Below are 20,069 nucleotides of genomic sequence, written 5' to 3'. Positions count from 1 at the left end.
CATTCTAGTACTCGGAGTTATGCGCATGGATGGAGCGACACACGCATCAGATCGTAAGGCCGGCATCGGCAGGGGGGCGATATCGACTGGCGGCGGCATTCATCTCGGCAGCCGGATAGTGCACGACGATGAATTCCTTTCCTGCCGGTCGAGCGTCCGGCGTTTCCGGCGCGGCGAGGTCATCGCCGGCGCCGGCGTCCTGATCGATATGTTCGCCCGCGTGCATTCGGGCGTGGTCAGCGCAAGCACGATGCTGCCCGACGGCAGGGAATTTATCGTCGAGATCATTCCGAAATCAGGCCTGATCGGCGAACTTGAGGTTCTGCGCAGGCAGACGTTGAGCCTTGAATATCGAGCCAGCTCCAACTGCGAGCTGCATTTCTTCGAAGGGCGCCTGCTGCGCGACATGTATGCCAGCGATCCGAGCTTTCGGGAGAAGGTCTTCTCCAGAGCGCTGGCGCGTATTTCGGAGCTTGAACTCCGGATCATTGCGAATGCGGCGTCGACCCTGCAGTCGAGACTGGCCAGCACGCTGCTGCGGCTTTCGGCTGTTTATGGAAAAGACGCGGCAAATAGCGGGGACGAACTGATCATTTCGCAAAATGACTTGGCAGCGACGCTGCCGGCGTCGCGCGAAAAGGTCAATCAATGCCTTCGGCGCCTGCGGGAAGGCAAGATTATCGACGGGGGGCAGGGCAAGATCCGCATTCTCAACCGCAAGGCGCTGGAGGCCTGTGCCAACGGCGCGGTTTCGGTGAAGTAATGCGCCCGTCGTTTTCCGAGCGCATCCGATTCACCGCAAGCTTCGGCCGGTTTTCCGGCCCCCGCGCAACGACGATCGATCGGGTGGTCGTCATCGACGACTATTCGGTGGCCAGAGGCGGCGCGACAGGCCTGGCGGTGCTGTCTGCCAAGCTTTTTCGCGGGCTTGGCATCCCCGTAACCTATATTAGCGGGGATGCCGCCGCCAATACGGAGCTTGCCGCACTCGGGGTCTCAATGGTCGGGCTGAACAGCCGCGACCTGCTCAGCGCCGATCGCGCGAAGGTATTGGTCACCGGCATTCACAATCGCGCCGCCGTCCGCATGGTGGCGAACTGGATTGCCGAAAAAGATACCGCCAACACCGTCTACCATGTGCATGGCTGGCACCAGATCCTGTCTCCCGCGATTTTCCGGGCGCTGTTGCCGGTCGCCGGACGATGCGTGGTTCACGCGCATGATTTCTTCACGGCCTGCCCCAACGGCGCCTTCTTCGACTACCAGGCGCAGGAGATCTGCCAGCGACGCCCGCTTGGCGGAGGCTGCATTGCGACAGCTTGCGACAAGAGAAGTTATTCGCACAAATTGTGGCGGGTCGCCCGCGGCTCCAATATCCTCCGGCTCTTGAAGGGGCAGACCGATTTCGGCCGGATCATCCTGCTGCACGAGAAGATGGCGAGTTTTCTCGTCGGCGCCGGTTATCGACCCGAACGGCTAACGACGATCCGCAATCCCGTCGCGCCACTCTCGATCAACCGCATCGAAGCAGAGGCCAACGACGAGTTCGTGTTCATCGGGCGGCTGGACGAGGAGAAAGGCGTTGAGGACGCCATAGCTGCCACGCGCAGAGCCGGCGTCAGGCTCTGCGTGATCGGGGACGGGCCGCTGATGCCGTTGGTCAGAGCATCGGGAGATCACGTCAGAGCCGTCGGCTGGCTGTCGCATGCGGAGATCGGCCCGACCATCCGCGAGGCGCGTGCGTTGTTGATGCCCTCTCGCTATCCCGAGCCGTTCGGTCTCGTCGCGATCGAAGCGGCCAGGAGCGGGCTGCCCGTCATCATGTCGCGCGGCGCCTTTCTCGCCGAGGAAATGGAAAGAGCCGGCATGGCACTTGCCTGCGATACGGCCGACGAATGCGCCTTTGCCGATATTTTGACGAGATACAGCCAGATGCCGATGCATGAGGTCCGCGCCATGAGCGAGCGGGCTTTCCAGATGTCGCCGGATCTCGCCTCGACACACGAGGAATGGCGCGACGCGCTTCTTGCCGAATATCACGGCCTGCTTTCGACGAATGCGGTTTTCGAGCCGGTAGACGGCATGGCGACACAAGGAGTATTCCGTTGACCCTGAAAGCAACAACCTCCCTTCCCGATGCGAGGGCGTTTCTCGCCGATGCGCCCGTCATGGCGAAACGACGTGTCGCCGAGGCCGGAAGCGCAAGCGACGCCAAGCAGCTTCGTGTCGCCATTGTGCATTACTGGCTCGTTTCGATGCGCGGGGGTGAAAAGGTCGTCGAAGAACTATGCCGCATGTTTCCGCAGGCAGACATCTTCACCCTCGTCTGCAACCGCGATCGCATCAGCGATTTTCTGAAGACGCGCAACATCCGCACATCCTTCCTGCAGAAGATCCCCGGCGCGCAACGGCATTACACCAAGATGCTGCCGCTGATGCCCTTTGCGCTCGAGCAGTTCGATCTGCAGGACTATGATCTGGTGCTGTCGAGCGAATCCGGGCCTGCCAAGGGCATCATCACGCGCGCCGACGCTCTGCATGTCTGCTACTGCCATTCGCCGATGCGCTATATCTGGGATCAGTTCCATGTCTACCGCCATGGGCTTCCCTGGGTGGGCCGCGCCCTGATGTCGATCACCGCGCCGATGCTGCGCGCCTGGGACGTGACGACCGCCTCGCGGGTGGATCTGTTCGTCGCCAACTCCGACTATGTCGCAAGCCGCATCCGCCGCTTCTACGACCGGGAATCCATTGTCATTCATCCGCCGGTTGCGACCGATGATTTTGCAGTGGGCAAAGGGAAGGGCGAGTTCTACCTCTATGCGGGACAGCTGACCACCTATAAGCGGCCGGATATCGCTGTGCGCGCCTGCACCGAGGCCGGGCGGAAACTGGTGGTGATCGGCGAGGGCGAACAACTCCCTTATCTGAAGTCGATCGCCGGGCCGACCGTCGAGTTTCTCGGCCATCAGCCCTTCAACGTGCTGCGCGATCACCTGTCGCGATGCCGCGCCCTGTTGTTTCCGGGCACGGAGGATTTTGGCATCCTGCCGGTGGAAGCCATGGCATCGGGGCGGCCGGTCCTGGCCTTCGATGCGGGCGGCGCCCGGGAGACCGTATCCGCGCCGCAGGTCGGCTTCCGCTTCGCCGAGCAGACGACAGAAGCTCTTTTGGAAACGATGGCAGCATTCGAAGAGGTCGAGGACGATATCGATCCGCAGGCAATCCGCGCGCATTCGCTGAAATTCTCCTCCGCCGTCTTCCGCGATCGTCTGTCCAGCCTCATCGAGCAACAGCTGTCCAGCCATGACGACCGATCCGCCGACACCTTCAGACGACGGTCCGCTTGACGGGAAGGAACGCCGTTACCTGCCTTGCCGCCGTGACCCGAAGCGTCTCAAACCCTCGACGAGGAATAGATAAATAGATCATGTCAAGCGTAGCTCAGAGGACGGCGACGGCGAGCATCTGGACCATCAGCGGAAAATTCCTGGCGCGGGTGCTGGATTTCGTCAGCCTGCTTGTCCTGGCAAGGCTTTTGAGCCCCGCGGATTTCGGCCTGGTCGCCATCGCGACATCGGTGCTGGTCATCGTCGAGTCGATCCTGGACCTGCCGTTGACGCAGGCGCTGATGCGTCAATCCTCACCGTCGGACGAGATGTTCGCCACGGCCTTCACCCTCAGCCTGCTGAGAGGACTGGCCATCAGCCTGCTGATGATGCTCATCTCCTGGCCGATGGCGCTGATCTACGACGATTCACGGCTTTTCGCCCTTGTCGCCGTTCTCTCGATCGCGCCTGCCATGCGCAGCACGATCAGTCCGCGCATGGTTCTTTTCATGCAGCGGTTCGATTTCAAACGCGAGTTCGCGCTCGATCTGATCGCCAAAGGGTCGACATTGCTGTTCGGGGTAGGGGTAGCTGTGGCAACAGGCAGCTATTGGGGGCTGGCGATCGGCGCGGTCGCCGGCCCGACTGCGGCGATGATCATGTCCTATGTCTTTGCGCCGATGCGACCGACGTTCAGCCTTTCCGAATGGACGCATTTTCAGGACATGATCAGCTGGAATACCGTGTCGCAGGTGCTGAATTCGATCAATTGGCAGCTAGACCGGCTGCTGCTGCCGCGTTTTACCGGCTTGTCGACGTTCGGCGCCTTCAGCGTCGCCGACAATATCGCGGCTATTCCGTACCAGACCTTCGTCGGGCCGTTGCTGCGCCCGCTGATGGCGGCATTCGCCACTGTCGAAGACCGCCGCAACCTGGTCGCCGCCTATCTCAAAGCGACGAATGCGATCACCTTCGTCGCGGCACCCGTGCTCATCGCGCTTGCCTTCCTCGCCGAGCCGACCGTGCGTATCCTCGTCGGAGAGAAATGGGCATCGTCCGCACCGATCTTGCAATGGCTGTGCCTTGTCAGCCTGCTCGGTCTTCCCACGAACATGATGCCGCCATTGGCCATGGTCATGAACAATACCCGTTATGTCGCTCTCCGGATGTTCGTCGAGTTCGCCGTCAGGGCTCCGGTCACCATTCTGGGCATCGCTTATTTTCAGGTGGCGGGGGCGCTGGGCGCGCGTGTTGTTGCGGTGCTTGTCGCCTATGCCGCATCGCTCGTCATCACGCGGCGGCTGATCGGCGCGACCTTTGCCTCGCAGCTGAATTCCTTTTTCCGGCCCCTGGTCGCAAGCTTGCCGATGATTGCTTTCCTGCTTTGGGTGCAGCCTACGCTCGTTGCCATGCCTCTCGGCCTCAATCTTATCGTCGCGCTGGCATCTTGCGGCGGGGCGGCAGCCACAATCTTCTGGGCCTTCGCGCTGCTGCTCTGGCAGATTCTGGGAAGGCCCGGCGGCATCGAGACCATCGTTGTTCAACGGCTCATGCCGCGACGAAACGGGGTTCTCACCTCGTGATTGAGACAAGTGCAGTCCAAACGAGTTGGTCTGGCGTTTTTGGAGAAGCGGAATGCGTTACGGGATATCTTCTAAGGCTTTGGGTCTGCTCGTCGTTCTCGGTCTGGGGGCGCTTCCCGGCCGGCCCAGCGTCGCCCAGGAACCGCTCAATATCAATGCATACCAGCTGACGTTCGAGGAGAGTTTCGATAGTCTCGACGTTTCGGCCTGGGGAGAGAAAAGCTCCCGCTGGATCGCCCATACGCCCTGGAACGGCGATTTCGGTGATGCCCGTTTCACCGATCCGGCCCCCGGTTTTCCGTTTACCACCGATCAGGGAATCCTGAAGATCGAAGCGCGCAAAGAGGCCGATGGCACATGGCGCTCGGGCCTGCTGTCGTCGGCGAACCCTAGGGGTGAAGGCTTTTCGCAGCAGTTCGGCTATTTCGAAGCACGAATGAAGCTGCCGCCGGGCAAGGGTGTCTGGCCGGCCTTCTGGCTTATCGGCCTCGACCGGTCGAAATACACCGCCGAGATCGACGTGCTGGAATATTACGGCCGCGCGCCCTACGAATTCAGCATGGGCTTCCATATCTGGCGTCAGAGCCAGGGCGGGCAGAATACCACCGGCGGCTATTGGAATAAGGTCCAGGACGGAATTTTGAACAGCGACTATCACACCTATGGCGTCGATATCCAGGCTGACAAGACGAGCTTCTACTTCGACCGTCAGTTCCTTTGGAGCTTCGACACGCCGAAGGAGTTCCAGATGCCGTTTTATCCGCTGGTGAACCTGGCGCTCGGATCGGGTTGGCCGATCGATGAAACGCCGAACCCTTCCATCCTGCTCGTCGACTATATTCACGTCTACAAGCGGAAGCCTGTCGACGCCGCGAATTGAACAATCAGCACGATCGGCCGGATTGCTGTTTCACTGCTGGTGGAGACAGCTGAGACCGGTCTGCGGATCGAAGAGATGCATTGCCTCCTCATCGAAGAAGAGGGTGAGTTTTTCGTTGTCGCGGATCGGCGTGCGCGGCGGCAGGCAGGCCATCAGCCGCTGATGTCCGGCAAGGGCGGTGACGACGAGTTCCGGGCCGGTCAGCTCGGCGACCTCCAGGGTTGCCTCGATCGACGGGCCGGAACCGTCGGTGCGAAGCGCCTCGGGCCGGATGCCGAGGACGAGGTCGCGGCCATTGCCGGCCGCATCGCGGAAACGGGCGGGCAGGGGCAGGCTGGTTTCGAAGCCAGAAAGCGCCAGCCGGCCGTCACGTACCGTTGCCTGCAACAGGTTCATCGGCGGCGCGCCGACGAAGGTGGCGACATAGAGCGTTGCCGGATGGTTGTAGATCTCTTCCGGCGTGCCCAGCTGCTCGATGCGGCCGTCGCGCATGACGGCAATACGGCTTGCCAGGGTCATCGCCTCGATCTGGTCATGGGTGACATAGACGACCGTCGTCTTCAGCATCTGGTGCAGTCGCTTGATTTCGGTGCGCATCTCCATGCGCAGCTTGGCGTCGAGATTTGAGAGCGGTTCGTCGAAGAGGAACACCTCGGGCTTGCGCACCAGCGCGCGGCCGATCGCGACGCGCTGGCGCTGGCCGCCGGAAAGCTGGCTCGGCTTGCGGTCGAGCAGGTTTTCGATCTGCAGCAGTTTCGCCGCATCGCGAACCGCCCTGTCGCGCTCGCCCGCCGGAACTTTACGCATTTCCAGGCCGAAGCCGATGTTCCGGTGCACCGTCAGATTGGGGTAGAGGGCGTAGGACTGAAAGACCATGGCGATGTCACGGTCTTTCGGATGGACCGCGAGTACCGAGCGCCCGGCGATCCTGATGTCGCCGCTCGTTGCCTCGGCGAGGCCGGCGATGATATTCAGGAGTGTGGACTTGCCGCATCCGGACGAGCCGAGCAGCACGAGGAATTCGCCGCTCTCCAGCGATATGTCGATGCCTTTCAGGGTCTCGACGTCGCCATAGGTCTTGCGGATATTCTGGATGTCGAGCGCGCTCATGACACGGGCTCCTCGATGGACGAGGGATCACCATAGCTGCGGGGCAGGGTAGAGATGGCGCGCGAGGCGACCTCGGTTCCCGCCTTCAGGCAGGACACTAGCGGTTCATCCCTTGCGAGCGCGGCGAGGAAGGCGGCGTTGAAGACATCGCCGGCGCCGATCGTATCGACGACTTCGACGAGGGGTGCCTCCACCGACACCAGCAGGCCGTCCGGGCCGATGGCGATGGCGCCCTCCGGGCCGCGTTTGACGACGACGATCGCGCCGTCCGGCATGTGCGACCTGATCTCGCGCGCAGCCTCGACCGGATCGGCAATGCCGGCAAGCGTCGTCGTCTCGACCTCGTTCAGCAGCGCTACGCCGCTGCGGGAGAGCCATGCGCGCGTCTTCTCACAATTCTCTTCCGTCCAGCCGTTGAGCGGCCAGCCGGTGTCGAGCGCGACGGTGATATCGTGGCTGCCGGCCCAGTCGAAGAAAGCACCATATTCCTTTGCCAGATCGTCGGTCAGGAAGGCGCCGCAGAGAAGCGCGTAACCGCCGCGCAGCCTTGGACCGTCGATGACGGCGAAGACATCGGCAAGGCTGAAGCGCGGCAGATGGCCCGTCGTGGTGAAGAAGGTGCGCTCGCCGTCAGGATGGGTGATGCCGACGGAAAGCGTCGTTCTCTCGGGGCGCACCGGCCAGTTCTCAGACCGATGGCCGAAGGCTTCGGCAAGCCAGCGGCCGAACTGGTCGCTGCCGATATTGGCGGCGATCACGAATTCGATGCCGAGCGCCTGCCAGGCGAGCGCGCTGTTGCCGGCGGAGCCACCGACCCTGAGTTCGTCATGATCGACGATGATTTCCGTGCCGGCTTTCGGCCAGGGGGCGGCCGGTCCAAGGATGAGGTCGACATTGACGTTGCCGATGACTGCAAGCGGCCGCATTCATTCACTCCGGGTAATCTTGGTGGAACGGACCGGCGTCCCGGCATTTTCCACGCGGGCGTCGGCAAAGGCGATCATCAGTCGCTGGGCGATCGGCAGCATGGCGAAGATTGCAGCAAGGCCCGTTGCAGGGGCAAAGCGGATCGTCACTGCGCCAGTGACCGGCGCCTGCCCGGATGCGTCGAACAGGATGACCGGGGCGCCGGTCTCGACGACAGAGACCGCCATCGCCGTCACCAGGCTGGCCGTCTCGTCCAGGCCGCGGAACAGCACGACACCGATTTCTGGCCCCAGCATTTCCATCGGTCCATGGCGGAGTTGGCCGCCTTCGAGCGAGAAACACGGACGGCGCGATAGCTCCGTCAATCCGAGCGCCAATGCCTCGGCGACACCCTGCAGCCGGCGGCCTGAGGTGACGATGGTTGAGACATTTTCGAATGCGGCGAGGGCGGCGGCGATGTCATGGTCTACGGGCGCGCTGAGGGCGGCAAGTGCCGCCGCGGGATCTTCGCCAAGGGCGGTGAGGATTGTCAGATGCAAGGCGAAGGTCACCGTCAGGCTGCGGGTGGCAGCAAAAGCAAGTTCGGTGCCGCCGCTGCCGACCAGCGACGGGGCGGTTCTTGCGAGGAAGGAGCGGCTTTCGAGGGTCAGACCGAAGGTCTCCTGCGTGCCGCCGGTCTCGTCGAACCAACGCACCACCTCGGCGCTTTCGCCGGATTGCGAGGTGACGAAGATTGTTTTGCCGGCAACCTGCAGCGGCTGGCCAAGCTGTTCGGACAGCGGCAAGGCGACGGCATCGATGCCGTGCGCGCGGTAGAGCGGTTCGACGGCGCGGTTGACCGCATGCGAACCGCCCATGCCGATGAGCAGCAGGCGGCCGGTCTTCTTCAACGAGGCGGCGGCCTTCGCCGCCATTGGCGTCGCAGCTTCATAGGAGGCGATTGCATCGGCGTGCTGGCGCGCCATTTCGCGATCGATCGCGGCAAGTCCGGCCGGGCGGGTTCTTTCTTCTGCCATGTTCATCCCTTGACGCCGCCGCTGGTCAGCCCCGAAATCAGGGCGCGTTGCATGACGAGACCGATCAGTACCGGGGGCAGGGCGGCGAGCACGCCTGCCGTGGCGATCAGTCCGTAGTCGGAAACGCGGCCGCCGGCGAGATCGGCAATGGCGACGGTCAGCGTCTTGGCGCGCTGGTCTGAGGTGAAGAGCAGCGCATAAAAGAATTCATCCCAGGCCAACAGGAAGGCAAAGAGGCTCGATGTCGCGACCACGGGAGCGGCGAGCGGCAGCGTGATGATCCGGAGTGTCTGGAACAGGCCGGCGCCGTCGATCATCGCGGCGGATTCGATCTCGCGCGGAATGGAATCGAAGCCCGACTTCATCAGCCAGGTGGTGAAGGGCGCCAGGATCGTCAAATAGACGAGGGCGAGGCCGAAGACGTTGTTCAGCATGCCGAGATGGGAGAGGCCCATATAGAGCGGCACGGCGAGCGCCACCGGCGGCAGCATATAGGTGGCGATCACCATCGACAGCGACCAGCCGACAGAAGGCGTGCGCGACACGGCCCAGCCGGCCGGAATGGCGAGCGCTATGGCGGCGATCGTCGCCATGCCGGCCACCTCGATGCTGTTGCGCAGCGACGAGGTGAACGCGGCGCCAGCGCTGTTTTCGAGCGTCGACAGCAGTACCTGGTATCGCGAGAAATCGACGGACTGCGGCCACCAGCGCAGCGGTTTTGCCGCGAGATCGGCGGCCGGCGAGATGCTCATGATGAAGAGCCACAAGATCGGCGCCAGGATGACCGCGGCAAGCAGCATCGCCGAGAGGTGAATGAAAGCTGAGAAGAGCGGGCTCCGGCGTTCCATTAGGCGGCGCTCCCGGCGGTCTTGCGCACGAGCGCCGCGTAGCCGGCGGCGAGCAGGGTCACCAGCAGGGTGACGATCAAGGCCAGCGAAGCGCCCGAGCCTGCCCGCTGGAAGGAGAAGGCCTCTTGATAGACCAGGATCGACAGCGTGCGGGTGCTGTTGGCCGGACCGCCGCGGGTCATGACCCAGATGATATCGAACACCTTGAAGGCTTCGATCGTGCGCAGCACTAGGGCCACCATCAGCGGGCCAGCGAGATAGGGCAGGATGACGAAGCGGAAGCGGGCGAAAGCGCCGGCGCCGTCGACGAGCGAGGCGGTGGTGATGTCGCGCGGCACGGCCTGGAGTGCGGCGAGCGCGATCAACGCCACCAATGGGAAATTCTTCCAGCAGTCGGCGACGATAAGGGCGGCGAGCGCCGTGCCCGGCTCGCCGAGCCAGGAGCGATAGGCGTCGAGCAAGCCGAGCTGGGTCAGCGCGGCATTCAATGCGCCGTATTCCGGATTGTAGATCAACCGCCAGAGCGTGGCGTTGACAACGGTCGGCAGCGCCCAGGGCAGGATCATCAGGGCGCGCAGCGCGGTGCGGCCGCGGAATTGCTGGTTCAGCAGGAGAGCGGCAAGAACGCCGATCACCATTTCGGCGGCGACCGAGACGATCGCGAACCATGCGGTGGTGATCAGCGTGCGCTGGAAATTCGAGCCTGAGAGCATCTTGGCATAATTGTCGATGCCGACGAAGCTGCCCTCGGTGCCGACGAGCTTGGCATCGGTGAAGGAGAGGCCGACGGTATCGACCAGAGGCCAGCCGATCACCGAGATCATCACCACGAGAAGCGGCAGCATCAAAAGCCACGCGCGGGTTGTCAGCCAAGTGCCCGACATCGAGGCGACCCTTTTCATTCATAGATTCTAAGACCGGGCAGCGGCGGACGCCGCCCGGGGTTTCATGCCGGGCTCAGAGGCCGCTGTTTTCCGCGGCCGACTTCAGCGCGTCCTCGGGGGAGGACTGGCCGAGCAGGGATTCCTGGATCGCCTGCTGCAGCGCGGTCGACAGTTCCTGATATTTCGGCGTCGTCGGGCGCGGATACATGGCGGCAAGGCCGACCTTGGCGGCGGAGATCAGCTCTTCCTGGCCCTTGGTGACGCCAGGGTCCTCATAGGAAGATGCCCAGATCGGAAGGCTGAGCTTGGCATAGGCGTTCTGCGTGGCCTGCGAGGTCATGAAGGTGATGTATTTCCAGGCCTCGTCGGGGTGCTGGCTGGCGGAGGTGATGCCGAGGCCCATCGAGCCGTTGACGGCCGAAGCCTGGCTCTTGCCGGCGACACCCGGCGCTGGCACGACGCCGACCTTGCCCGCGACTTTGCTGTCCTTCGGGTCGTTGGCCATGTTGTACATGTAGGTCCAGTTCAGCGCGAAAGCGGCATCGCCGTTTTCGAAGACCTTGCGGACGTCCTCTTCGAGGAATTCCTTGGAATTCGGGTTGGTCAGGCCGGAGGAATAGCTGGAGACCATGTATTTCAGCGCGTCGAGGCCGCCGCCGGTCTGGAAGGCCGGCTTGCCGTCCTTCAGGAAGTCGCCGCCGTAGGCGCTGACAAGCGTGGTGTAATCGCAGACGGCGGCTTCGGCCTGTGACCAGCTCCAGGCGATCGGCGTGGCGAGCAAGCCCTTGTCCTTGATCGCTTTTGCCTGGTCGGCCAGCTCGTCCCAGGTCTTCGGCGGCGCCTTGATGCCGGCCTTTTCGAGGATCTCCTTATTGTAGAACAGGTATTTGGTATCGAGGATCCACGGCATGCCGTAATATTTGCCGTCATATTGCACCGTGGTCCAGGCGCCTGGCAGTACGCCTTTCTTCATCTCGTCGGTGATGCGCGAAGAGACGTCGACCAGAACCTTGTTGGTGGCGTATTCGGCCGGCCAGATGACATCGAAGAGCACGACGTCGTAACCGCCGCCAGAACCCTGCGCCAGCACCGTCTTGTCGTGCAGGCCTTCATAGGGAACGAATTCGAGATTGACCTTGATGTCGGGGTTCGCCTTGGCGAAGGCATCGGTCATGGCGCGCACATCGGCTTCGCTGTAAGCGGCCTGCGCCATGAAAAGCGCGTTCAGTGTCGTTTCGGCGAAAGCATGCGGCGCAAGAGATGCGCCGATCAAGGCCGCACCCAGAAGCGTCTTGGTAAGGGATTTCAGCATTACAGCCTCCAGTTTTGTGACATTTACGCATTGTCGAGGGCGGCCTTCCGCCGTCGGTGTTCGAAAAGTCGTCTCGGGGGCGTCGTCGGAGCCTTGTTGGCGTCCTGCGTTCCCTGGAACTCTTCGGTCCCTTATTAAGTCAATTGTCTTGACTTATTAGTTCTTCAACATTCTATTGGAGTCAAGAGGCAATTGCGCATGAATGACGTCAGGCCGATCCGGGCCAAGAGCGGCACTAACCACGAAGGCACCAGCGCGCATAACCGACGCGTGATAATCGATGCCCTGAGGATCAACGGTGAGCTTTCACGCGCCGATCTGGCGCGGGCGACATGGCTGACCAAGCAGACGGTGTCCAATATCATCGAGGAACTCGAGCGCGATGGCCTCGTCCGTTCGCAGGAGCCGGTGCGAAAGGGCAGGGGGCAGCCCTCGACGCCCTACCGGCTCGTGCCTGAAGGCGCCTTCGCGATCGGCCTGCAGATCGATCGGCATGTGACGCGGGCGGTCGCCGTCGATCTGATCGGCAGTGTTCTGGTGCGCGCAGAAGCCGGCCTTCCCACAGGAGGTCCATCGACGGGAGCAAAGGTTATCCTCGATCTCGTCGCCGAAGTGCGTTCCAAGCTTGCCGGGATCGTTCAGCAGTCGGAAAAGCGAATGGTCGGCCTCGGTGTCGCCATGCCCGGGCCCTTCGGGGTCGCCGGCAGCGGCGACGATCCGTGGATGATGGAGGCCTGGCAGAAGTTTCCGCTGTTGGAAACGCTGACCGCCGGTACCGGGCTCGATGTCGGCCTACAGAACGATGCGGCGGCGGCGGCGACTGCCGAACGCATGGTGGGAGCCGCCCATGGTCTCGACCATGCAGTCTGCCTCTTCGTCGGCTACGGCATCGGCGCCGGCCTTATCCTGAATGGCGAACTCTACCGCGGCGCCAATGGCAATGCCGGCGAGATTGGCATGGCGCTGCTGTTTGCAGACGGTAAAACGACGCCGCTCGAACATCGCGCTTCGCTCGCCTCGCTCTATCAGCATCTCTCGGCCGATCCCGCCGATCCCGACCTGCATACATGCATCAACGATCTTGCCTCAAGGGGCGATCAAAGCATCGAGACCTGGATCGAAACGGCGGCCGTGGAACTGCGCTGGAGCATCCATCTGATCGAAACGGTCTTCGATCCGCAGACGGTGATCCTCTGCGGTAGTGCCCCGGAAGCGCTGGTCAACAGGTTGATCGTGGCCATCGGCCCGCTACTGCCTTCGATCGCCGAACGACCTGGCCGCATGCTGCCGCGCCTGCAGCCCGGCATGGCCGATCCCTGGTCGGTGGCGCTCGGGGCTGCCGCCGGGCCGATCAACCGTGCATTCGATCCGCATTTCGCTGCAATTTTGAAGGATTCCCTCTGAATCAGAGGCTGAAACCGGGCATTGCACAGCAGTGCAATGGCGTAGAGATAGCCGGGTTTGGAAGTTTTCATGCGACCATATCTCCGAATAGAGATGCTGCATCGCAATAGAGGCAAATATTGAAACCCCTTGAAAATTATAATTATTCGAATACAAATATGTCTGTTCGGCAGTGCGCTGGGGGAGGCTGGCGAGGCTTCTCTAAATATAGCCTCGGCTGCGGCAAATAACATCCGAATGAAGGTTTTGTGACGGCGCGATTTCGATCGTTTCATGTCATGTAATATTCATTGGCCGCGGTAATTTGAACCAGCTAATAGGGCGTGCGCCGAAAGTGCGCGTCCCTTTTACGTTCGAGGTTCTCATGCAAGCCAAGCTTCTCGGCGCCGTTGGCGCCCTTCTCGCTACAGCGTTTCTTGCCGCTCCCGCTGCCGCCGCCGATAAGACTAAGATTGACTTCTGGTTCGGCAATTCCGGTGACATTGCAAAGCGTGTCCAGGAACAGTGCGATCGGTTCAACCAGTCGCAGGCCGATTACGAAGTTGTCTGCACCAGCCAGGGCAGCTACGACGCTTCCCTGCAGAACACCATTGCAGCCTTCCGCGCCGGCAAGCAGCCGACCATCGCTCAGGTCTCCGACGCCGGCACGCTCGACATCATGCTGTCCGGCGCCTACTACCCGGCCAACCAGCTGATGACCGACATGGGCTATACCGTCGACTGGAAGGATTATTTCTCCGGTATCGCAAACTATTATGCGACGTCGAAGGGCGAGATGTATTCCTTCCCCTTCAACTCCTCAACCGCTCTGCTCTACTGGAACAAGGACGCCTTCGCCAAGATCGGCAAAGACCATGCGCCGGCCACCTGGCAGGAAGCCGGCGAAGATTTCAAGGCTCTGAAGGATGCAGGTTATGCTTGCCCGCTCGCCTTTGACATCTCCAGCAACGAAGTCTGGCAATACGTCGAGCAGTTCGAAGCCGTTAACGGTGAAGCGATTGCCACCAAGAAGAACGGCTTTGAAGGCCTCGACGCCGAGCTGACCTACAACAAGAACCCGCTGCTCGTCAGCTACATCAAGGATCTCAAGTCCTGGTACGACAACAAGCTTGCCTTCATCAAGAACAAGGCCGTCGGCCAGACCTTCGTCGAAGCCTTCGCCGCCGGCGATTGCCAGGTCATCCTCACCTCGGTCGGCGACCACGGCAATATCGGCCGCACCGCCAAGCAGGGCATGAACTGGGGCGTTGCCATGCTCCCGACCTATGGCAACGCAACCCGCCACAGCTCCTATGTTGGCGGCGCTTCGCTCTGGGTTCTGAAGGGTCACTCCGACGCCGAATACAAGGCTGCCGCTGCCTTCTTCAACTTCATTGCCAAGCCGGAAGAAGCTCTGACCTGGTCGACCGTGACCGGCTATATCCCGGTTCGTAACTCGGGCTTCGAATATCTGAAGAAGCAGGGCTTTTACGATAAGGCTCCTTACGCCGGCCGTGAACTCGCCATTCAGAGCCTGACCGCATCGCCTGCCGACGACAAGGCTCCGCACGGCATCCGCCTCGGCGGCCTGCTGCAGGTCCGCACCGAAATTGCCAACAGCCTGCAGGCGATCTTCGTCAACAATGCCGACGTCCAGGCTTCTCTCGACGGCGCTGCCGAACGCGGCAACCAACTGCTGCGCCGCTTCCAGCAGACCTACAAGAACATTCAGCTCCCCTGATTGCTGATTTGAGCCGCACCCGGTCGCCTTGCGCGCGCCGGGTGCGTCTTTGTAAGCTCACTCTTAATCAGTCGCGGATGCGAACTGCCGCGGCGCTACAGCTCAAAGTGCTACAGCGTCCTTTGCGCGTCTGAAAGACGCGCGGCGCTGTAGACCAAATCATGGCGAAAACGACCACTCATGGAAAAGCGCGTCACTTTCTCCTCGACGACGATCGGACTGCTCTTCGCATGTCCGATGCTGCTGCTGATCTTCGTCTTCTTCTATTGGCCGAGTGCGCAGGCGCTCTATTGGGCGTTCACGCTCGAGCAGCCATGGGGTGGCGGCAATGTCTGGGTCGGTTTCGACAATTTCAAGCAATTGCTTAGTGATCCGATCTATTGGGAGTCGATCACCCGCAGCATGATCTTCGGCTTCAGCTCGACGGCGATCGCCATGGGGATGGCGCTCATCCTGGCGCTCTTGACGGATCGTGAACTGCGCGGCCACAAAATCTACCGGTCGGTGTTCATCTGGCCTTACGCGATTGCCGCTCCGGCTCTCGGCCTTGCCTTCCGCTTCATCCTGGCGCCGGAGGCCGGCCTTCTCTCGGTCATCAACCATGTCTGGCCTGGCCTGTGGAACCCGGCGCTCGACGGCAAGGACGCAATGATTGCGGTCATCGTCGCCTTCTCGTGGAAATATATCGGCTATAATTTCATTTTCTTCCTTTCGGCGCTTCAGGGCATTCCGCGTTCGCTGATCGAGGCCGCGGCCATGGACGGCTCCGGGCCGCTGCGGCGCATGTGGGATCTCCAGTTGCCGCTGCTGACGCCGACATTGTTTTTCCTGCTTGTCATCAACATCACCGAAAGCTTCCAGGATTCCTTCGGCATCGTCGACGTCATGACGCAGGGCGGGCCGGCCCGCGCGACGGAACTGATGGTCTACAAGATCTATTTCGACGGCTTCAGGGGGCTCGATTATTCGGGCGCCGCCGCGCAGTCGATCATCCTGATGGTGCTCGTCGTCCTACTCACCATCTTCCAGTTCCGCTTCATCGAGCGGCGCGTGCATTACAAGTGAGGTCGAGGACATGATCGAACGCACGCCGATATTCAACTTCATCTGCTATACGCTTCTGGCGCTCGGCATGGTGATCGCGCTTTTGCCTTTCGCCATCGTCATCATCGCATCGACACTCGATCTGGAGACGGTCAATCGCGTGCCGTTGCCGCTGATGCCGAGCTCGCATTTCTGGGAAAACGCACACGAAGCCTGGGTGCGCGCCGATCTCGGCAACAAGCTGCTCCACAGCATCATCTTCGCCACGTCGGTCGCCGCCGGCAAGGTCATCCTTTCGGCCATGGCGGCCTTCTCGATCGTCTACTTCCGCTTCCGCGGCCGGTATGTGATTTTCTGGATCATCTTCATCACGCTGATGCTGCCGCTCGAAGTCCGCATCGTGCCGACCTATTCGATCGCGGCCAATGCGCTGCAGCCTTTCCAGACAATTCTTGATGCGACCGGCTTAAGCTGGCTCGTTGCGCAGATTACCGGCATCCGGATCAAGCTCGAATGGGGCCTGCTGAATTCCTATCCCGGTCTCGTTCTGCCGCTGGTCGCAACCGCGACCGGCACGTTCCTGTACCGGCAGTTTTATCTGACGGTTCCGGACGAACTTGCCGAGGCCTCGAAGATGGACGGATCGGGTCCGGTCCGGTTTTTCTGGGACATTCTGCTGCCGCTGTCGCGCCCGAACATGATCGCACTGTTCACGATCATGTTCGTCTGGGCCTGGAACCAGTATCTTTGGCCACTGCTGATTACCACCGATCCGAATTTCGGCATTGCTGTAACGCAGCTCAAGACCCTCATCCCGTCCGAATTCGGCCTGCCCGACTGGAACGTCGCCATGGCAGGCACACTTATCATCATGTCGCCGCCGCTGGTGCTCGTCATCCTGATGCAGCGCTGGTTCGTGCGCGGCCTTATCTCCACCGAGAAGTGAAGGAATAGCCCTGTGGCACCGATCTCAATCCGTGATGTGAAAAAGAGCTACGGCAAGAATCCCGTCGTTCACGGCGTCGACCTGGAGATTCAGTCCGGCGAATTCATCGTCATTCTCGGTCCGTCAGGCTGCGGCAAGTCCACGCTGTTGCGGATGATCGCCGGGCTCGAGGAAATCAGCGGCGGCGAAATCGCTATCGACGGGCGCGTCGTCAACCAGATGGAGCCGCGCGAACGCGGCTGCGCCATGGTGTTTCAGAACTATGCGCTCTATCCGCATATGAGCGTCGCCGAGAATATCGGTTATGCCCTGAAGGTGGCCGGCGTCCCGAAGGCCGAGCGCAGCCGGCGCGTCGCCGAAGTCGCCAAGGCGCTCAGCCTCGAACCCTTCCTGGATCGCCGGCCGGCCGCCCTTTCCGGCGGCCAGCGCCAGCGCGTCGCCATGGGCCGCGCGATGATCCGCGAACCGAAGGTGTTTCTCTTCGATGAGCCGCTGTCGAACCTCGACGCCAAGCTGCGCATCGCCATGCGCGCCGAAATCCGCCGCCTGCACCGCCGCCTGGGCGCTACCTCGATCTTCGTCACCCATGACCAGACCGAGGCGATGACACTGGCCGACCGTTTGGTGGTGATGAACGGCGGCAAAGTGGAGCAGGTCGGCACGCCGGAAGAGGTCTATCATCATCCGGTCTCGCGTTTCGTCGCCGGCTTCGTCGGTACGCCGGCGATGAACCTGCTCGAAGGCACGATCAATGACGAGGGCGTCTTCGTTTACGACCAGAGCCGCAGGATCGTGCTGCCGCGCGAGCGCTCAGCGCCGCTGAAAGGCAAACGTGTCGTGCTCGGCGTGCGCGCCGAGGCCGCCCGTCTGGTGGCGCCGGATGCGCCTGGCGCTCTGGTGGCGACGGCCGATTTCATCGAGGAGCTTGGTGCGAGCCGCGTCGTTCACGCCGATTTCGACGGGCTGCCTTTTGCCGTGGCGCTGACCGAGGCGGTGAAGGTGAAGTCGGGCGATCCGGTCGGCATCGCGATCGATTATAATGCGATCCACCTCTATGCCGCCGATACCGGCCGGATCATCGAAAACCCTGCCATGAGCGGTGCGGATACAGTCCACGCCTGACGGGCGTCGCCATGGATCAGCGATGGATCGGGTCGATCCAGGGCACGTCTTCCGGCTTTTCGACCGGCTCGATATCGAGATTGACCACAACAGGTTCCTGGCCTGAGCGCACGAGCACGCATTCCAGCGTCTCGTCGCGGCTGGCATTGATCTCCTGATGCGGCACATAGGGCGGGACGTAGATGAAGTCGCCGGGGCCGGCTTCGGCGGTATATTCCAGATGCTCGCCCCAGCGCATGCGGGCCTTGCCCTTGACCACGTAGATGATGCTTTCGAGATCGCCATGATGATGGGCGCCGGTCTTGGCGTTAGCATGGATCGTCACCGTTCCCGCCCAGATCTTCTCGGCGCCGGCGCGCGCATTGTTGATTGCTGTCGCGCGGTTCATGCCCGGCGTCTGCGCGGTGTTCGGGTCGAGCGAATTGGCGGGAATGACCTTGACGCCATGCTCCCGCCAGTCGATGGGGTGATGCTCGTGATCGTCGCTCATGCCTTGTCTCCACCTTCGATCTAAGCAATTTAGGTGGGCGCGGCGCGGCGGCCAAGCGGATTTATCTTCTTGCATCAGAAAGAGGGACCCGATGAGCCACCTCCCGCAGATCGATTACGACACGGCTTCGCAAGAGGTTCGGGCGGCACATGACGAGGAAGTCAGGCTGCGCGGACGCATGACCAATATGAAGCGGACGCTGCTGCATTCGCCGGTCGCCCATCGCATCTATGCCGAATGGTTCACGCTGCGGGCCGAGCTCGATCCCGTCGTCAGCGACCGGGCGATCTGGATCTTTTCGCATGCGATCTCGAAGGCGGCGAAATCGAAGATCGCCATCACCTTCTTTCGCCGGGCGCTGATCAACAAGGGTTTCAATCCCGACGTGCTGAAACTTTCCGAGGAGGAAGCACTGCTTGCCGCCTTCGGCAAGGCGATCGTCGCCGATTCCAATGCAATTCCTCCCGAACTCTGGGCGAAGCTGAAAGAGCGCTACGAGACCAAGGTGCTGGTCGATCTCGTCGCCTTTGCCGGCATCATGCTGGCTACCGCCGTCTTCAACAATGTCGTCGAGGTCGATTTCGACCCTGAGCTTGAAGCCTTTGCGGAAGGGGCAAACCCGACCTAACCGTCCAGCGAGGCGATCGCGGCCCTGACTGCGTCCGCGCCGGGTCTGATCGGCCGATATTCCAGGCCGACGGCGCCGTCATAGCCGTTGGCGAAGATCCAGCCGAGGCGGTCGGCAAGATCGATGCCGCCGGAGCCCGGTTCGTTGCGACCGGGATGATCGGCGACATGAACATGGAAGACGCGGTCGAGACGGCCCTCCAGCACCTCTTCCGTGCGTTCGTCCATCACGGCGGAATGGTAGATGTCGTAGACGATGCCGATCTCGGGGCGGGCGACGTCATCGATGATGTCGAGGCCTTCGCGGGTTGAATCGAGGAAATAGCCGATATGGTCGATGCGGATGTTGAGCGGCTCGACCCCAAGGCGCACACCGCTGCCTGCAAGGATATCGGCGCCTGATTTCAGCGTTTCTGTGAGCGCCCGACGCTGCTCCTCGCGGGGCACGCCCGGAAGATCGTCGCCGGCCTGGGCAATCAGTACCGGCGCGCCGAGGCGCTTTGCGGCTGCGATGGATCCGGCAAGGCCCTTCAGCCATGTCTGCCGGTTGCCGGCGTCGGTCAGCGCGATCATCGGTTCGGCGACGAGGCTGGTGACGGCAAGGCCGGTTTCCTTCAACGCCGCCTCGACCGCGTCCAGATTCTTGTCGGTCCAGCGCCAGAATTCGATCGCCGTCAGACCGCCGGCCTGGGCGCGGCGGATGCGATCGGGAAAGCAATCGCCTTCTTCGGCAAACAGCCACTCTATGCAGGCTGAATAACGTCGCATGACCACTCCCTCGCAATTGTGGATCAGGCTGCGACAGATCGGTGGCGGCCGCAAGAGGC

General features: G+C 61.9%; 19 protein-coding genes. 11 read left to right on the top strand and 8 right to left on the bottom strand.

Going from position 1 to position 20,069, the window contains the following annotated elements:
* Positions 1–25 precede the first annotated feature (25 nt).
* The 5 genes from ATY29_RS32960 to ATY29_RS32940 all read left to right on the top strand — a co-directional run bounded on the left by ATY29_RS32960 (position 26) and on the right by ATY29_RS32940 (position 5,792).
* Complete coding sequence (locus ATY29_RS32960) at positions 26–763, top strand: Crp/Fnr family transcriptional regulator (protein ID WP_097533977.1); 738 nt, start codon at positions 26–28, stop codon at positions 761–763.
* A complete protein-coding gene (locus ATY29_RS32955; RefSeq protein WP_097533976.1) occupies positions 763–2,109 on the top strand; it encodes a glycosyltransferase family 4 protein in 1,347 nt (448 codons plus the stop codon). The genes ATY29_RS32960 and ATY29_RS32955 overlap by 1 nt, the downstream gene beginning before the upstream one ends.
* Entirely contained in the window at positions 2,106–3,350 is a 1,245-nt protein-coding gene (locus ATY29_RS32950; protein WP_003566115.1) for a glycosyltransferase family 4 protein, read from the top strand. Before ATY29_RS32955 ends, ATY29_RS32950 begins: the two co-directional genes overlap by 4 nt.
* Before the next feature lie 80 nt (positions 3,351–3,430).
* Positions 3,431–4,912, top strand: coding sequence for a lipopolysaccharide biosynthesis protein (locus ATY29_RS32945; protein WP_097533975.1), 1,482 nt, complete (start codon positions 3,431–3,433; stop codon positions 4,910–4,912).
* Between the two features lie 52 nt (positions 4,913–4,964).
* Positions 4,965–5,792, top strand: coding sequence for a glycoside hydrolase family 16 protein (locus ATY29_RS32940; RefSeq protein ID WP_097533974.1), 828 nt, complete (start codon positions 4,965–4,967; stop codon positions 5,790–5,792).
* 30 nt (positions 5,793–5,822) lie between these two features.
* Here the strand turns inward: ATY29_RS32940 and ATY29_RS32935 are convergent, their stop codons facing one another.
* The 6 genes from ATY29_RS32935 to ATY29_RS32910 form a co-directional block, all read right to left on the bottom strand.
* A complete protein-coding gene (locus tag ATY29_RS32935; RefSeq protein WP_097533972.1) occupies positions 5,823–6,902 on the bottom strand; it encodes an ABC transporter ATP-binding protein in 1,080 nt (359 codons plus the stop codon).
* The gene (locus ATY29_RS32930) at positions 6,899–7,828 is read right to left on the bottom strand and encodes a PfkB family carbohydrate kinase (RefSeq protein WP_003566110.1); all 930 of its coding nucleotides are present in this window, start codon (positions 7,826–7,828) and stop codon (positions 6,899–6,901) included. Before ATY29_RS32930 ends, ATY29_RS32935 begins: the two co-directional genes overlap by 4 nt.
* Positions 7,829–8,851 carry an SIS domain-containing protein gene (locus ATY29_RS32925; RefSeq protein WP_097533970.1) on the bottom strand — a complete coding sequence of 341 codons (1,023 nt, stop codon included), beginning with the start codon at positions 8,849–8,851 and terminating at the stop codon, positions 7,829–7,831. It lies immediately after the preceding gene.
* The gene (locus ATY29_RS32920) at positions 8,848–9,693 is read right to left on the bottom strand and encodes a carbohydrate ABC transporter permease (RefSeq protein WP_003566106.1); all 846 of its coding nucleotides are present in this window, start codon (positions 9,691–9,693) and stop codon (positions 8,848–8,850) included. Before ATY29_RS32920 ends, ATY29_RS32925 begins: the two co-directional genes overlap by 4 nt.
* Positions 9,693–10,577: a carbohydrate ABC transporter permease gene (locus tag ATY29_RS32915; protein ID WP_097533968.1), complete on the bottom strand. Its 885-nt coding sequence runs from the start codon at positions 10,575–10,577 to the stop codon at positions 9,693–9,695. The genes ATY29_RS32920 and ATY29_RS32915 overlap by 1 nt, the downstream gene beginning before the upstream one ends.
* Before the next feature lie 73 nt (positions 10,578–10,650).
* The gene (locus tag ATY29_RS32910) at positions 10,651–11,889 is read right to left on the bottom strand and encodes an extracellular solute-binding protein (RefSeq protein ID WP_003566102.1); all 1,239 of its coding nucleotides are present in this window, start codon (positions 11,887–11,889) and stop codon (positions 10,651–10,653) included.
* Positions 11,890–12,087: 198 nt separating this feature from the next.
* Between ATY29_RS32910 and ATY29_RS32905 the strand changes: the two genes are divergently transcribed.
* The 5 genes from ATY29_RS32905 (at position 12,088) to ATY29_RS32885 (ending at position 18,125) form a co-directional block, all read left to right on the top strand.
* Positions 12,088–13,293 (top strand): ROK family transcriptional regulator, encoded by a 1,206-nt coding sequence (locus ATY29_RS32905; protein ID WP_003566100.1) that lies wholly within the window; start codon positions 12,088–12,090, stop codon positions 13,291–13,293.
* A gap of 364 nt (positions 13,294–13,657) precedes the next feature.
* Positions 13,658–15,013 (top strand): extracellular solute-binding protein, encoded by a 1,356-nt coding sequence (locus ATY29_RS32900; protein WP_097533966.1) that lies wholly within the window; start codon positions 13,658–13,660, stop codon positions 15,011–15,013.
* Positions 15,014–15,193: 180 nt separating this feature from the next.
* Positions 15,194–16,078 (top strand): carbohydrate ABC transporter permease, encoded by an 885-nt coding sequence (locus ATY29_RS32895; protein ID WP_003566096.1) that lies wholly within the window; start codon positions 15,194–15,196, stop codon positions 16,076–16,078.
* Positions 16,079–16,088: 10 nt separating this feature from the next.
* Complete coding sequence (locus ATY29_RS32890) at positions 16,089–17,003, top strand: ABC transporter permease subunit (RefSeq protein ID WP_003566095.1); 915 nt, start codon at positions 16,089–16,091, stop codon at positions 17,001–17,003.
* A gap of 12 nt (positions 17,004–17,015) precedes the next feature.
* Positions 17,016–18,125 (top strand): sn-glycerol-3-phosphate import ATP-binding protein UgpC, encoded by a 1,110-nt coding sequence (locus ATY29_RS32885; RefSeq protein WP_097533964.1) that lies wholly within the window; start codon positions 17,016–17,018, stop codon positions 18,123–18,125.
* Positions 18,126–18,141: 16 nt separating this feature from the next.
* On the opposite strand, the gene ATY29_RS32880 is transcribed toward ATY29_RS32885, so the two are convergent.
* The gene (locus tag ATY29_RS32880; RefSeq protein ID WP_003566093.1) at positions 18,142–18,615 is read right to left on the bottom strand and encodes a cupin domain-containing protein; all 474 of its coding nucleotides are present in this window, start codon (positions 18,613–18,615) and stop codon (positions 18,142–18,144) included.
* 91 nt (positions 18,616–18,706) lie between these two features.
* Between ATY29_RS32880 and ATY29_RS32875 the strand changes: the two genes are divergently transcribed.
* Complete coding sequence (locus ATY29_RS32875; RefSeq protein ID WP_003566092.1) at positions 18,707–19,243, top strand: carboxymuconolactone decarboxylase family protein; 537 nt, start codon at positions 18,707–18,709, stop codon at positions 19,241–19,243.
* Here ATY29_RS32875 and ATY29_RS32870 read toward each other — a convergent pair.
* The gene (locus ATY29_RS32870) at positions 19,240–20,010 is read right to left on the bottom strand and encodes a TIM barrel protein (RefSeq protein WP_097533962.1); all 771 of its coding nucleotides are present in this window, start codon (positions 20,008–20,010) and stop codon (positions 19,240–19,242) included. The two genes, ATY29_RS32875 and ATY29_RS32870, sit on opposite strands and share 4 nt — an antisense overlap.
* Between the last annotated feature and the right edge of the window lie 59 nt (positions 20,011–20,069).

Origin of the sequence: Rhizobium hidalgonense, assembly GCF_002914525.1 — a bacterium.
In the GTDB taxonomy this organism is placed as follows: domain Bacteria; phylum Pseudomonadota; class Alphaproteobacteria; order Rhizobiales; family Rhizobiaceae; genus Rhizobium; species Rhizobium hidalgonense.
This window is presented reverse-complemented; position numbering and strand designations above follow the sequence as displayed.

Bases quoted from the DNA above. Each gene is read 5' to 3' on its own strand.
- ATY29_RS32935 (WP_097533972.1), bottom strand. From the start codon at position 6,902: ATGAGCGCGCTCGACATCCAGAATATCCGCAAGACCTATGGCGACGTC.
- ATY29_RS32930 (WP_003566110.1), bottom strand. From the start codon at position 7,828: ATGCGGCCGCTTGCAGTCATCGGCAACGTCAATGTCGACCTCATCCTT.
- ATY29_RS32945 (WP_097533975.1), top strand. From the start codon at position 3,431: ATGTCAAGCGTAGCTCAGAGGACGGCGACGGCGAGCATCTGGACCATC.
- ATY29_RS32875 (WP_003566092.1), top strand. From the start codon at position 18,707: ATGAGCCACCTCCCGCAGATCGATTACGACACGGCTTCGCAAGAGGTT.
- ATY29_RS32940 (WP_097533974.1), top strand. From the start codon at position 4,965: ATGCGTTACGGGATATCTTCTAAGGCTTTGGGTCTGCTCGTCGTTCTC.
- ATY29_RS32870 (WP_097533962.1), bottom strand. From the start codon at position 20,010: ATGCGACGTTATTCAGCCTGCATAGAGTGGCTGTTTGCCGAAGAAGGC.
- ATY29_RS32880 (WP_003566093.1), bottom strand. From the start codon at position 18,615: ATGAGCGACGATCACGAGCATCACCCCATCGACTGGCGGGAGCATGGC.
- ATY29_RS32960 (WP_097533977.1), top strand. From the start codon at position 26: ATGGATGGAGCGACACACGCATCAGATCGTAAGGCCGGCATCGGCAGG.
- ATY29_RS32915 (WP_097533968.1), bottom strand. From the start codon at position 10,577: ATGTCGGGCACTTGGCTGACAACCCGCGCGTGGCTTTTGATGCTGCCG.
- ATY29_RS32925 (WP_097533970.1), bottom strand. From the start codon at position 8,851: ATGAACATGGCAGAAGAAAGAACCCGCCCGGCCGGACTTGCCGCGATC.
- ATY29_RS32920 (WP_003566106.1), bottom strand. From the start codon at position 9,693: ATGGAACGCCGGAGCCCGCTCTTCTCAGCTTTCATTCACCTCTCGGCG.
- ATY29_RS32910 (WP_003566102.1), bottom strand. From the start codon at position 11,889: ATGCTGAAATCCCTTACCAAGACGCTTCTGGGTGCGGCCTTGATCGGC.
- ATY29_RS32890 (WP_003566095.1), top strand. From the start codon at position 16,089: ATGATCGAACGCACGCCGATATTCAACTTCATCTGCTATACGCTTCTG.
- ATY29_RS32895 (WP_003566096.1), top strand. From the start codon at position 15,194: ATGGAAAAGCGCGTCACTTTCTCCTCGACGACGATCGGACTGCTCTTC.
- ATY29_RS32900 (WP_097533966.1), top strand. From the start codon at position 13,658: ATGCAAGCCAAGCTTCTCGGCGCCGTTGGCGCCCTTCTCGCTACAGCG.
- ATY29_RS32905 (WP_003566100.1), top strand. From the start codon at position 12,088: ATGAATGACGTCAGGCCGATCCGGGCCAAGAGCGGCACTAACCACGAA.
- ATY29_RS32955 (WP_097533976.1), top strand. From the start codon at position 763: ATGCGCCCGTCGTTTTCCGAGCGCATCCGATTCACCGCAAGCTTCGGC.